This is a genomic window from Adlercreutzia shanghongiae, from assembly GCF_035830635.1.
Lineage (GTDB): Bacteria > Actinomycetota > Coriobacteriia > Coriobacteriales > Eggerthellaceae > Adlercreutzia > Adlercreutzia shanghongiae.
The window spans coordinates 1-13,736 of the sequence record NZ_JAYMFI010000018.1 but is presented as its reverse complement, the minus strand read 5'-3'; the positions used below and the strand labels follow the sequence as shown (position 1 = coordinate 13,736).

Below are 13,736 nucleotides of genomic sequence, written 5' to 3'. Positions count from 1 at the left end.
TCTGCCTCCTGGTTGATCGAATCTAGACAACTCAATCATACCAACGGCAGGCGCCATGTCTTCTGGTATCTAGACTGTGCTGCTGTCAAAGTGCGCAAGAGATTGTACGTTACCTAAGTACAGCAAAGACGACTATTGGAAAATTCGCTGCGAGGGAAAATCGGGAACAAAGCGCCGGATGGTTATCGTAAGACATATTTTCCCAATGCTGCACAAGAACTTGCGTTGGCAAAAGCAATCAATAGTTACTTAGTCACGCAAGAAGACGACGGGGAGCTTCGACGGGCTGTTCGAGAGAGGTTTCTCGACGTTGGTGGTATGCCCTGCTATTACAACATAACGAGAATGGTTGATGCCTTGGTGACTAACTCGGGGAAAGCGGCCGGCGAGAATGATGCGCTGTTGCATTCGAGAGAGCCGATTAGCGCCAGCATTATTTTGAGATTCAAAGAGGAATAAGGCCTTCTCTTCAGCGTTGCGCGAAACGCATTCGCAATGTTGCGAGTCTCAGTTGTCGGCGTGGCCGGGGTTGAATTGCAAAGCCGGCTGAACGCCCGATGAGACCTAGTCGTTTTCCCGGCCAACCAGACGGCCCCGCAAGGGGGCGCCCCAGTTCTCTAGGGAGAGGCGGCGGGGCGGCCCGCGTGTCCGCCGCCCGGCTGGGTTCGGGCGCGCGGCTTCGTGGGTCCGTCGCGGGGCGCTTCAGGACTCAGCGGGACGGGCCTGCGGAGCTGCCTATTCGGTTGTCTTCAGGGCTAGACCAGCGGGTCACCTCTCTTTCCTGGCAGGTGTGGTTTGCGGCTTCCATGTCGAGCAGCAGCTCGTCGTAGGGAGGGTCTCCTCGATGCCGAGCGAGTCCATGAGCGCGGCACCGTCTCCGCCGTGGGCGGCCAGCAGCGCCTGCGCCGGAGCCATGAGCGCCATCGATGGTCTGGGATTGGAGTTGAGCTGCGACATCGCCGCCGCCATGGCCGCTGGCTCCTGGTCGTCGAAGGATATGCCGATTCGCTTGGGCAAAAGCTTCGTGGGCTCCATGTGGTTGCGCTCGCAGCCGCCCCTCTGCTGACACTGGCGCGCGTCGCAGTAGTACGCACGGCAGCGGGTCGCCTTCCCCGGTAGGCACGACCTCTCGATGGGCTCCCAGTCCGAGGGCTCGGCGCCGTTGTCGGTGAGGACCAGCCCGAACATGCGCTGAAACGCCTTCTTCCCGAAAGCCGCCTCCAGCATGTCGAGTGCGGTCGCCACCGCGCTCGGCGACCTCCCGGGCAAAAGCAGGCATAGCCGGGTGCGACAGCAGTACGGGTGGAGAGTGGGCGTGCGTTGCCGGTCGGAGGCGCGCTCGATCTCCGCGTCCATCTCGCAGGTCGCCTCGCGCTCCCGTTCCGGCATCGCCGAGAAGGCCGCGAGGGAGCGCTCTGGCCTATGCGGCGTCGGCCGCGCCAGTGCCCTCTTCCTCGGCTTGTATCCCACCTTGCGCCTGAGGTTTGTGTTGGATATGCCTGCGTAGCCCCGCTCTATCCAGCGGTGGATGGTAGAGGGTGGCCCTGAATTCGCGGTAGCGCTCGGCCGATATATGGGCCGGCGACAGCTCGCGCGCCAGGTCAGCCTCATCTTCCCGCGATGACTCCAAGCTCCTCCTAGGAGCGGTTGACCCCGCGCCTTGCGGCGGACAGCTCGCCGCAAGGCCAGCAGCTGGGCCACGGGCCGCGGATTACCCGCAGCGGAACGGCATGGAGCAGTGGTAACGCCGCTTGTTGCATCCGTTGCACATGTGGGGCCACCGCTGCAGCCTGGCGCAGGCGCCCTCGGGCACCGACTCGACGCGCTTGCCCTTGCCCGGTTCCCGAGACACGGTGCGGTTGCACCTCGCTTCGTCGGCCACGCTGGACTGGGAGCGCCCCGGGTCGCGCGCCATCTCGCGCGTTGACCGGTTCTTGCCTAGCCCCCCGATCCACCGCGGCCCTCTCGGCCCGGTTGTGCCTCCTGTATCCCCTCTGCATTCTCTTCCCGGGCATCGGGGCTTTCTTCCACTCCTGGGAAGGTTGTTACCGAACTCAGCCGGACGTGTCCAGCTGAGCCTTGGGAAAGGAAGGTGGTGTACGGGTGAATTTAGAAATCAACTTCGGCGTGGCCGGACCACTCATTGGACGAGTCGTGTGCGGGTATGGACAAGACTCGGTCTCTCTTCGGCTATAATACGGGGCAAACGAGGAAAGGAATAGAAGTTGCGGCTCAGGAACGTGCTGTTCTCGCTGATGTTGGTTGTATTGCTGGTTGGCCCGAGCTGCTTGGCGGTCGCTGGGCTTTGCGGAATCGCCGGATATCCAACGTGGCTGTCTACTGAGGATGCGAAGTTCCTCTCTGGCGGGGAGGCGGACGCTGATGTTGCAAGTGAGATGTCGTGGGAAGGCTTTGCGTCTGGCGAGCTGCAGAAGGCGCTTGAAGGTGCAGTAGGCAATCATATCCCAGCAAAGGCTATTGCTCTTTTTACAAATGCTAGATTGCAACATGAAGCGATAGCGGCTTCGAATATGCTGTTCGGCTGGGATTGCATCCCCTCATTTTATGGATCCTCGCTTCTGGATGTGCTCCCAGACCAACGGCTGGCGGAGCGTCCCGAACCGGCGACGCCCGTACTTATGTCGAAGATTGATGCGATGGTCTTGGCCCATGAAGAGTTTGCTCTGCGGCATAAAGACATTGATACATATCTTTACTTTGGCCCCGACTCGCTCAATGTTGACGGGGCGCCGGCGGCCAAACTGATGTCGAACCCGCTCACGTATCAAATGCTGCGTGAAAGATTTGACAAAGATGACTCGCTTTACACCTGGATTGATGGCGGTCTTCCTTACGACGAGTTCAAGGAGAAATGGTACAAGACCGATCACCATTGGACGATAGAGGGGGCTTTCGAGGCGTATCAGCGCATAGCGAAGGCGATGGGCCACAACCCGATGGCGCTAGGGGGGGGGGTTGATTGCCTACAGTGACCCTGTGTTCTACGGATCTTTAGCTCGCCGAGCGCTGGAGAATGGGTGTAGTGATCGGATTTACGATGCGGATATCGAAACCCCTGATTTCAAAGTAACCATCGATGGAGCTGAGGCGTCGATTGAAAGCTTGGTGCATCGTGGAATGTACAATGATGGAAGGTGGGGCGGCAATGCCTATGCGAATCGTTATGCGGAGTACTTCCATACCGACTTTGGGCTAATTCAAATAGACAATCCTAACCCCGTTGAAGATAAAGACGTTCTTATTGTCGGGGATTCCTATACGAACTGCATGGAGCGATTCCTCGCCTGTGAGTTCGCCACCACTTATGTGCTTGACCCGCGACATGACTCTCGTTCGATCGACGAATTTCTCGAGGAACATAAGGGAATCAGTGATGTGGTTTTCATTATGAGAAGTACGAATTTCCTGAGCGATAGAACTCGCGAGGCGCTCTCTTAGTGTCGGTCATGCTGTCGAATAAAGGAGCACGAGGTTAGCAAATGGTCTTTTCTAGCACGATTTTCTTGTTTGCGTTTCTTCCGCTGTTTCTGGCGGTGTACTTCGCCATGCCGTGGCGGCCGGCGAAGAACGTGGTTTTGTTGCTGTTCTCTCTTCTGTTCTACGCCTGGGGTGAGCCGGTGTACGTGTGGCTCATGGTGGCCTCCATCTGCTTCAACTGGCTGTTCGCCTTCATTATCGGCAAGTGTGGCGAGGGAAAGACGGCGCCCAAGCGCTTCTGGCTCGTCATGGCGCTGGCAGCGAACCTGCTTGTGCTCGGGTTCTACAAGTACCAGGGCTTCCTCGCCGAGAATGTGAACCGGGCGCTGGGCGAGGAGTTCATTGCCGAGCTGAACCTCGCGCTTCCCATCGGCATCTCGTTCTTCACGCTGCAGGCCATCACCTATGTGGTGGATGTCTACCGCGACGAGGTGAAGGTGCAGAAGAACCCGCTGTACCTGGGCATGTACATCGCCATGTTCCCGCAGCTGGTTGCCGGCCCCATCGTGCGCTACGCCGACATCGAGCACGAGATCGACAACCGTCGGGCGACGTTGGAGGGTTTCGCCCAGGGCTTGCGACTGTTCTGCGTGGGTCTGGGCAAGAAGGTGCTGCTCGCCAACACCGCCGGTGTGCTGGCCGATTCTCTGCTGCCCCGCGAGGCGGCCGAGATCGGCTTCGTGGGCTGCTTCTCGGGCGTGGCCGCCTACACCTTCCAGATCTACTTCGACTTCTCCGGCTACTCGGACATGGCCATCGGTCTCGGCAAGATGATGGGCTTCGAGTACCCGCGCAACTTCAACTACCCCTACACGTCCAAGTCGGCCACGGAGTTCTGGCGTCGCTGGCACATGTCTTTGGGCGGGTTTTTCCGCGACTACGTGTACATCCCGCTCGGCGGCAACCGCGTGAGCACGCCGCGCTTCGTGCTGAACACCATGATCGTGTGGGGCCTGACGGGCATCTGGCACGGCGCCGCGTGGAACTTCCTTCTGTGGGGCCTGTACTGGGGCGTGCTCATTTTGCTTGAGAAGTTCTTCGTCATGAAGCTGCTCGACCGCCTGCCGCGCTTCGTGAGCCATATCTGGTGCATCGTGCTGTTCTTCTTCGGGTGGCTGCTGTTCGCCGTGACGGGGCTGTCGAACGTGGGGGAGTGGTTCTGCGCCATGTTCGGGGCCTACGGGTGGCTCGGCACCTCCACGCTGTGGGAGCTGCAGTCCTGGAGCTACGTGAGCCTCGTGCCCATCTTCATCGTGGGTTCGCTGCCCTGGGCTCCGTGGCTGCGCAAGAAGATCCAGGCCTGGGCCGAGGGCGATCCTAGGCGCGAGATTGTCGCCGCCCCGCAGAGGGGCAACACCGCCGTGCCTCCCTGCCAGGTGGTATGCGAGGGCCCCGTGCCTGCCTGCCGCGCCCGCGCCGTGGCTGCCGTCAGCGTGCTCGCCGACGTTGCTTTGCTCGCCGTGTTCGTCCTGAGCTGCATGTCGGTGGTGTCCAGCTCGTACAACCCGTTTATCTATTTTCAGTTCTAGCTCAATGCGTTGCGTGCTGTCTCGCTGAAACAGTTCGTGCTGCGCACAAGGAAAAGAACATCGTTGATGTCAGGGTGCTCGGCCAGGAACTCATCTATTGTCCGTTCATCATGACGCGGATCGAGCGCGTACGTAGTCGCGAAATTGGACGCGAGAAGGCGCTCCGTGCAATTCTTGTAGGAATCTCTCGCAATGAACAGCGACCTGTCTATGGTGGGCTTGGGGTTGTCTATCTGGATAAGACCGTAATCGGTGCGATAATGCTCTGTGCATCGATTGGCGAACCTGTTTGTATCCATCCTCTATTTGCGTAGAGAGTCTTGCGAACTAGCGACTCGGATGATTTGCCTTCACCGTTATTGCGCACTCTTTTTTCTCGAGGCCCGGATGGACGCGTGCAGCTGAGTTCGTCGACGAGGCCAGGCGCAACTGCGCCATCAACCGCAATCAGCATTTACGGCACCGCGCTACTTAATCCGTAGTAGTATGATGTCAAGCAAACGCCCGAAAAGCCCTATTTCGAGCCCACAAATTGAAAGGTGTCGGCATGACCGTCTCGTTACAGATTCCCTGCCTGTTTATAGTTGTTCCCTGCTACAACGAGGAAGATGTCCTGCCATCAACATCGTGCATGTTCCTCGATAAATTACGGGATCTGTCTGAAAAGTCGGTCATTTCCAAAGACAGTAGAATAATTTTCGTTAACGATGGAAGCAGCGACGGTACGTGGGATGTCATCGCGGAACTAAGCGCAATGCACCCAGAAATTGAGGGAATCTCCCTGTCGCGCAATCGTGGACACCAAAATGCCCTTCTAGCGGGACTGATGTTTGCACGGACAAGATGCGACGTGAGCATTTCTCTAGATTGCGACGGACAAGACGACGTCAACGCCATCGACGAGATGCTCCAGGCTTACGTGAATGGCAACGATATCGTATATGGGGTTCGCTGCGATCGCTCCACTGACTCATTTGCTAAGCGATTCTCGGCTCAGAGTTACTACCGATTCCTTAAGGCCATGGGAGTGGAAGCAGTTGCGGATTCCGCTGACTATCGACTCATTAGCGCTCGTGCCCTCGATGCGCTCGCGGAGTTCGAAGAGGTCAATTTATACCTTCGCGGAATGGTGCCTTTGGTGGGATTCAAGAGCGTTTGCGTGTTCTATAAAAGGCAAGAGCGCATTGCGGGTGAGAGCCACTACCCAATTGGGAAAATGCTGGCGTTGGCAATCGACGGCATAACCAGTCTTTCGGTAAGGCCGCTGCGCCTTATTGCATATCTGGGCTTGATTGTTTCCGCATTGAGCTTTATTGGGGTCTGTTATTCGCTGATTTCGAATGTGTTGGGAATGACTGTGACGGGGTGGACGAGCCTTATTAGCATTGTATGCCTTCTAGGGGGCATACAATTGTTCTGCCTAGGTGTTATTGGCGAGTACATCGGAAAGATATTCCTCGAAACCAAGCGACGCCCCCGATTTATCGTTGAGCAAACAACTCTCGACGAATAGCTTTGAAGGAGCCAGTATTATGACTCTGTTCAAAGGGTTTCGTGTTGCATCTTTGGCGATCGGGCTGCTTTGCGCTTTATGGATCTTGGTTGTCGCATGTGCTCAATGCATTAAAGCTTCCGATGCGTATCGTCTTATTGGAACACTTGGGTTTCTGCTGGCTATCGCACTCTTGGGAAGAGCGACATGGAATCGGCCCACTCGCATCAAGCTCTTTCTCGCTAGATACTCCGGCCGCGTTGCTTGGGTCCTCATCGGCATAATGTCGTTTTTGTTGCTGCTATTCTCGTTCAGAACTGCGGTCGATTTCTCTTGGGACTGGGGTCAGCTGATAAAGAGCGCCAGTGCCTACGTCCTAACCGGGGAATTGGATCGGGTGGACTACTATGCGCGCTACCCAAACAACCAATTTTGGCTTATGTGCTTGACCTTGATTTTCAAGGGGGTCAAATTTGTCGTACCAACCGCGGACATCGTTCTTTTCAAGAATGTTTCCATTGTCTTGTCCTGCGCTTGCACAGTCGGTGCCGTCATCGTGACGTACCTAACAGCCCAGATGCATCTTGGAAAAAAAGCAATTATAGTTATCTTCTTGGCTTTCGGCTGCCTTCCGCTGTACTTATATTCATCTTTCTTCTACACCGATAGCCCTGGTATTCTCTTATGTGCCTTAATCCTTTACCTGAGTTCGCGTCTGAGCTTGTCCGCAAACACTAAAGAGAAGGCGGCTCTCGTCATCCTCATCGGCCTCATTTGCGCTCTTATTGTGCAAATAAAGGTAATGGTACTTATCGTTGCCATCGCCATCGCCATCGCTGCGACTTTAAACGCAAAAAGCAGAAGGCAGCTGTTTCTGGTCGTCCGTCGCATCGCCGCAATTGGCGTCATATGCATCGTGCTCTGTTCGGCTTTCAATGTCGCAAAAGCTGCTTATGTCGATATCGATAGCAATATGGAAAACCAATACGAATTCCCCGTTCAGCATTGGGTAATGATGGGCCTTGGCTATGGTGGATTCAGTCAGGATGACGTTGACTTTACTAAGTCGTTTGAAACACTGGAAGACAAGAAAAGAGCCAATTTTGACGAAATCGCAAAGCGAATCACAAACCGTGGAGTGCTAGGCACTGCCGAGCATTTGTTGTATACGAAAGCCCTAAGAACCTGGGGTAACCCGTGTCTTGCCGGGGATGACTATATCAACCGACATGTAATTCATAATGGCCGCTTGCAGCAGTGGTTCGCCTTGGGAGGAACCCGCCACGACATCGTTCTCGGCTACGCTTGGGCCTTCTGGCTATTGTTGCTGTCTGGTATTGCGCTAGAGCCTATAATTCAGCTAAAGGGACGCTGCACCCGAGCTTCATCATTGCTCATCTCGCTAATCGGTATTTTTCTGTTCTTCTCGCTTTGGGAATGCAACAGCAGGTATCTCTATGTCTTCTTACCTGTGCTTATTCTGTTGAGCTCACATGGATACGCCCTTCTAGTCCACAAAGCCGACCTCTTTCGTAAGCGTATTCGTGAATGATTGCATCCAAGAGAGGCTGCCCGTCTAAAGTAAAATGAGATGAGCGGGTTGTACGAGCTGGTCGCCAATGACATGCGGCTCGTACAACCCATTTGTTTGTTTCTGGTTTTACGGCGTGCTAGCATGAATTGGAAAGAGGCCGTCAAATACCCTCCCAATTCATTGTGAGATTCACGAATAAGTTGGCACAAGGAACGTAAGGGCGGATTTCTTCTGATCGATGCCAACTGCGGCATAGACGTCGGACATAACACCGCCAATCGTAGCCGCCCACTGACAATCTGTCGCATATTGATGCTCGATTTTGCCGTAGCGCGAAAAAGACGTGTAATTCCAGCGCATTTTATAGAGAGTGTTCTGCCCGTGCGAGTTGTTCAGATAGTTGTCAGCAATCCATCTTGCGGCGCCGGCGATGGCTTTCTCGCGACTATCCCACCCTTGCTTTATCGCCATTGTTCGGCCGCCCGACAGCGGACTGGAGTCATAAGCGCCTATGCCGTAGAAGTTGTAATAGGTTCCTTTCGGCCATGTTTTGCCTGCCACTGCGGTTTTTCCATCGTAAGCATAACCCTTGGCTAGCGTAGACGTGCCCCAACCGCTTTCAACAATCGCGTGGGCTAGGAGGTAGACTTCATTTACGCCATACAGCCGGGCAGCGTCGATGAAATGCTGTCCCGTGCCCGTCAATGCTCCTGAGCGACCTTTGGCCGTGGACGCAATAAATGCATTGAGTTGATCGGCGGAGAATAGTCCCGTGTACCCTTTATTCAGCTGAGCGAATTGGTAGAACTGGCGTGAGCTTGCGGCATAAGCGGAGGGATTCATGGAATTTGCAATTTGGGATTGCGTGTATCCTAGTGAGGCCGGACACGAGGCTAGCTCTTTCTTTGCCATGGAGTTAAGCGAGACGCCCGTGGGCTCGTACTCGATCGTCGAGTCCCCGTTGATTAAAGCTGCGTCGTTGCCGAATAGATATTTCTCGCCATCGATAATATGTGTTCCAACTAACGCTTTTCCCGTAGTGTTGTCAAAGTAGTATCGTTTGCCTGCAATGGTCTGCCATCCGGAGGCTGCACGGCCTGAACTTGGCTCGAAGTAGCTCTTTCGACCGTCTTCGCTCCATACAATCCAACCGGTCTGCATGACGCTGGCCCCGTTGAAGTAGAAGAGAGATCCGTCTATATGTTGCCTCCACCGCAGGGACCTGCCCGTCGCGGGGCTGAAGTAGTAGCGCTTCCCCCCGATGGTCTGCCAGCCGACCCTCGCCTTCCCGGACCCGGGCTCGAAGTAGCTCTTGGTGCCGTCGGCGTTCCACGTGATCCAGCCCTCGACCATGCGGGAGAGGCCGTCGAAGTAGTACCAGGCCCCGTCGATCTTCTGGCCCCACCGCAGGGACCTGCCCGTCGCGGGGCTGAAGTAGTAGCGCTTCCCCCCGATGGTCTGCCAGCCGACCCTCGCCTTCCCGGACCCGGGCTCGAAGTAGCTCTTGGTGCCGTCGGCGTTCCACGTGATCCAGCCCTCGACCATGCGGGAGAGGCCGTCGAAGTAGTACCAGGCCCCGTCGATCTTCTGGCTCCATTTCACAGCCTTGCCATCTGAGCCATAATAATAGGTGTGACCGTTCACGTGTTCCCATGTGTTGGGCGTTCCCGTGGGCGCTGCATCGAAAGCTACAAAGGAGAAGTTCACGTCACAGTATTTGCGATATTGACCGCTCACGGTGCCTATGGAAGTGAATTGCCAGATGTCGGTGTTGGCTACCCCGCTGGACGACGATCCCCAAGAATAGCGCGCGACCCATCGCGACCAGCCGTTACGCTTCATCGAATCCTCACTGAACACATCAGCTGTCAGCACGTTATTGAACCAGTCCTGGTTCGCATAAATGCCAACTTTGTATCCTTCGGAGCGGATTGCGTTGCAGTAAGAAGTAGCGATCTTGCCGAGCATATCTGCACTCAGCTTTTTCTGGGAAGCGTCTTCCATGTCAAGGTAGACAGGAAGCGCGAGATCCGACGGCGAAATGCCTGCAGCTTTCAGCTGAGCCAGCGTAGCCTCAACCTCATTGGAAACAGAATACGTGGCACCCGTCAAATAACGAGCGCGCGAATACACGTACGCACCCACTTTGATTCCGCTGGCTCGTGCTCCCTGAATATTTCGCTTGAACCACGGGTCTACGAAAAACTTGCCGTTGGAGCCACCATCGCCAATTCGAATAATGGCGAACGTGATGCCGTCGGCCTTCATCTTCGCCCAATCAATGGCCTTGTAGGTGCCGCCGCTCTCGTTGTTGTAATAGGAGATGTCAACACCCACTTCTTTGGCACCAGGAACCTTTATCTTCTGAAACGAATCGCCAGGATTAACTCGATAGCTGTATTGTCCCACTCCGTCGCTTTTCGACCAAGTGGATCTGTAGCCATCCTCGACGTCGGAGTAGGCGCCAAAAGGAGCGATTCCCACGGCCTCATTTTGCTCGAGAAGCACATTATTGGGCACTCCGTCGGTAATGCGCCAGCTTTGGGCTAGCTCCTCTTCCTCTTCTTTCCCGTTTTCGGGATCCTCGGCAACTGTCGATGGTTCCGCGACTGGTTCGATGTAGCCCTGCATCTGGTCAGTCCCGCCATCGTTCTCTTCGGACGATGGCGGGACGTCGTCCGAAGAATCGTTGGTGGTATCCGGGAGTTCATCGCCGACGGTTGGTTCAGGCAGTACGGGCGATTCCTCGGGGTCGACAGGCGTCTCCGAGGACGTGTTGTCCGATGGCGTCGAGGACTCACTCGGATTGCTGACTTCTTCGACGTCAGCAATGGAAGTGGTCGTATCGCGCTCGTCGCCCAAGGCGGGGGCAACGGGTACGAGGCTGGCTGCCAGGGCCACCGCAAGAACCGAAGAGCCGGGTTTCTTCCAGCGCTCTTGTCGCAGAGCAGGTTTAGCGTGTTTCGCGCGCTTAGCTATGGAACGGTTGACCATAGTGCAACCTCCTGGGATGTCGTTTGTTGCTTGATTCATTTCCCAAATGAGATGACATATTTTATCAGGCGCTTCACAACATTCACACGTTCTGGACAACTTCCTGTAAAAATTCGGTGAAAGAGCATGGCATTGAGCAGCGTGTTTCGTGGCGGAGTAAAGCCGTCGCCAATGGCGTGAGTTCGGATAGCGGCAGCTGCTGAGCTACGGAAATAAACTAGTTGCTATTTTCCCGATGCTGTCTGCATTGTTCGCGACTATACTGATCTATAGTTTGTACCAGAGGAGGACAGATTATGAAAAGCTTGGAACGGAACGCGGTACGCAGTGTTCATTTCGCGCGACTAATGCTGGCGTTTGTGCTGATGCTCCTCTTCGTGCCGTCTATTGCGTTTGCTGACGACACGATTGTGCCTGAGGAGAGCGTAGGGGAAGATGCAATGGCTGCGAGTCGGCAATCCGTTAGCGAAGGGGCCGATGAAGCGCCGCATGAACCGGATTCCGACGGAAGAGGGGATGTGGCGCGCGGGTTGGACGATATTGACGCGCTGGGATTGCCCGTTTCCGCTAAAGAAGATGAAGAGAATGCCAGTCTTTCGACTGGTGCCGATGAGGATCGGACTGAAGACCCCTCTGAGGCGATTCGGCCCGACGAACCCGTTGAGCCTGGCCTGAAAACCGCAGGAGGCCAAATTCAATTTGTGGGCGAAGATGGCGCTCTTGTGAAATCCGATTGGCGGACTGTCGACGGGAAGCGCTATTACTTTGACTCCAAGGGCAATGCTGTGCGGTGGAGCCAGAAAATCGAAGATCGCTGGTACTACTTCAACGGCGAATGTGCGATGCAAAAGGGTTGGATCACATGGATGGCCGACGGCACTAAGAGCTATTTCGGATCTGACGGAGCAGCGGTTGTCGGATGGCAGAATCTCGGGGGGAAGCGCTACTACTTCAGCCCTGCAACTGGGCGAAGCTATCGCTGGAGTTGCGTAATAGATGGGGAGTCCTACTACTTCAACGGCGACTCGTCCATGCACACGGGGCTGCTCACCTGGCGGGCCGACGGCCTGAAGAGCTACTACGGCGCCGACGGCAAGCGCCTGACGGGCTGGCAGAAGGCCGGCGGCAAGACCTACTACATCGATCCGGCCACGGGCAAGTCGGTCCGCTGGGAAAAGAAGATTGGTGCGAAATGGTACTACTTCAACGGTCAGTCTCAAATGCAGACTGGATGGCTTAAATGGAGCGGCAAGCAGCTCTGGTCCTACTACGGGAGCGATGGCGTTCGGGCCTCGGGGACGCGAGCGATAGGTGGGTTTAAGTACGCATTCGACGCAAATGGTCGGACGAAGACGAAGCCCGTTACGGTTCCTCGAGACCAATATAATATGAACCAGAAGGCTCAAAATTACACCAGTGGCACCAAATACCTTATCATGGTGAATCGGAGCACTCATAAGGTTGGTGTCTACCAAAAGCGTTCCGGCTATTGGGAGTGCATCAAGTACTTCTCCTGTGTTACGGGAAAATCAAGCACCCCCACCATCACTGGCTCATTCAAGACTACGGGGGGCAAGCGGACCTCGCTGAGCACCGATAGCCGTGCGAAATATTGCACGCAAATAACGGGAGGCTATTTCTTCCACACGATTCTCGCCTCAGAAAGCGAGCTTGGAAAAAGTCTCTCCCATGGATGCGTCAGGTTGTCTTACTCGTCGGCGAAATGGATTTATCAGAATATTAAAGCTGGCACGAAGGTAGTGATTTACTAGTTGCTAGACTAGAGGCCGACTGGGGCCAAATGTGCCGACGGCTGGTATCGATTTGCTCGATACCAGCCGTCCTTGTTTGTCATGGTATATACTTAGATGCTACCGTTATGTTTCGATGCAACCGTGGATTGGAGGCGCTCGTGAAGGGCATCATTCTCGCAGGCGGATCAGGGACGAGGCTGTACCCGCTGACTAAGGTGACCTCGAAGCAGCTTCTTCCCGTCTACGACAAGCCAATGATTTACTATCCGCTTTCGATTCTCATGTTGGCGGGCATTCGCGATATCTTGCTCATCTCCACGCCCGTGGATCTTCCGAACTTCCAGCGACTTCTTAAAGATGGTTCCGAAATAGGGCTTAACATTTCCTATGCCGAACAGCCGTCGCCCGATGGTCTTGCCCAGGCTCTCATCATCGGTGAGGAGTTTCTCGATGGGGAGGGTTGCGCGCTTATCCTCGGAGACAACATTTTCTATGGAGGCGGTTTGTCTGCTGCGCTGCAGCAGGCGGCCTCGAAAGAACACGGGGCGACGGTTTTCGGGTATTACGTTGACGATCCCGAACGATTTGGCATTGTGTCCTTTGACGAGGATGGACATGCTCTTACTATCGAGGAAAAGCCAGAACACCCGAAGTCCAATTATGCTGTTACCGGTCTTTACTTTTACGATAGTCGGGCCGTAGAGTTCGCGAAACGAGTCCAGCCCTCCGGCCGTGGCGAACTTGAGATCACTGACGTAAATCGCATGTATCTCGAAGATGGGAGCCTCGACGTCCAAATTCTTCACCGCGGTTCTGCATGGTTGGATACGGGCACCATCGAGAGTTTGGCGCGTGCTTCGGAATTCGTTGAAGCTATCGAGCAGAACCAAGGTCTGCAGATTGCGGCTTTGGAGGAAATCGCATTCAACAATGGG

At 55.3% G+C, this 13,736-nt stretch carries 11 protein-coding genes; 8 read left to right on the top strand and 3 right to left on the bottom strand.

Annotated features, from left to right (window positions below; translation table 11 throughout):
- Positions 1 to 135: 135 nt before the first annotated feature.
- Positions 136 to 459: a hypothetical protein gene (locus VJ923_RS09070; protein ID WP_326440725.1), complete on the top strand. Its 324-nt coding sequence runs from the start codon at positions 136 to 138 to the stop codon at positions 457 to 459.
- A 309-nt stretch (positions 460 to 768) separates the two neighbouring features.
- Here VJ923_RS09070 and VJ923_RS09065 read toward each other — a convergent pair whose 3' ends face one another.
- Complete coding sequence (locus tag VJ923_RS09065; protein WP_326440723.1) at positions 769 to 1,356, bottom strand: hypothetical protein; 588 nt, start codon at positions 1,354 to 1,356, stop codon at positions 769 to 771.
- A gap of 355 nt (positions 1,357 to 1,711) precedes the next feature.
- The gene (locus tag VJ923_RS09060; protein WP_326440721.1) at positions 1,712 to 1,915 is read right to left on the bottom strand and encodes a hypothetical protein; all 204 of its coding nucleotides are present in this window, start codon (positions 1,913 to 1,915) and stop codon (positions 1,712 to 1,714) included.
- Between the two features lie 310 nt (positions 1,916 to 2,225).
- Here VJ923_RS09060 and VJ923_RS09055 point away from each other — a divergent pair, with 310 nt between their 5' ends.
- From VJ923_RS09055 to VJ923_RS09035, 5 genes are all read left to right on the top strand, one after another.
- The gene (locus VJ923_RS09055) at positions 2,226 to 2,993 is read left to right on the top strand and encodes a hypothetical protein (protein ID WP_326440719.1); all 768 of its coding nucleotides are present in this window, start codon (positions 2,226 to 2,228) and stop codon (positions 2,991 to 2,993) included.
- Entirely contained in the window at positions 2,977 to 3,459 is a 483-nt protein-coding gene (locus tag VJ923_RS09050; protein ID WP_326440717.1) for a hypothetical protein, read from the top strand. Before VJ923_RS09055 ends, VJ923_RS09050 begins: the two co-directional genes overlap by 17 nt.
- A 41-nt stretch (positions 3,460 to 3,500) precedes the next feature.
- Positions 3,501 to 5,027, top strand: a complete 1,527-nt coding sequence (locus VJ923_RS09045) for an MBOAT family O-acyltransferase (protein WP_326440715.1) — start codon at positions 3,501 to 3,503, stop codon at positions 5,025 to 5,027.
- 547 nt (positions 5,028 to 5,574) lie between these two features.
- Positions 5,575 to 6,540, top strand: a complete 966-nt coding sequence (locus tag VJ923_RS09040; RefSeq protein ID WP_326440713.1) for a glycosyltransferase family 2 protein — start codon at positions 5,575 to 5,577, stop codon at positions 6,538 to 6,540.
- Between the two features lie 19 nt (positions 6,541 to 6,559).
- On the top strand, positions 6,560 to 8,071 hold the full coding sequence (locus VJ923_RS09035; protein WP_326440711.1) for a glycosyltransferase family protein: 1,512 nt from the start codon (positions 6,560 to 6,562) through the stop codon (positions 8,069 to 8,071).
- A gap of 171 nt (positions 8,072 to 8,242) precedes the next feature.
- On the opposite strand, the gene VJ923_RS09030 is transcribed toward VJ923_RS09035, so the two are convergent.
- Positions 8,243 to 11,047 (bottom strand): GH25 family lysozyme, encoded by a 2,805-nt coding sequence (locus VJ923_RS09030; protein WP_326440709.1) that lies wholly within the window; start codon positions 11,045 to 11,047, stop codon positions 8,243 to 8,245.
- Positions 11,048 to 11,343: 296 nt separating this feature from the next.
- Here VJ923_RS09030 and VJ923_RS09025 point away from each other — a divergent pair, with 296 nt between their 5' ends.
- Both VJ923_RS09025 and rfbA read left to right on the top strand, forming a co-directional pair.
- Positions 11,344 to 12,819: a L,D-transpeptidase family protein gene (locus VJ923_RS09025; protein WP_326440707.1), complete on the top strand. Its 1,476-nt coding sequence runs from the start codon at positions 11,344 to 11,346 to the stop codon at positions 12,817 to 12,819.
- Between the two features lie 140 nt (positions 12,820 to 12,959).
- The coding region (gene rfbA, locus VJ923_RS09020; protein WP_407651374.1) for a glucose-1-phosphate thymidylyltransferase RfbA at positions 12,960 to 13,736 on the top strand (777 nt) is incomplete at its 3' end.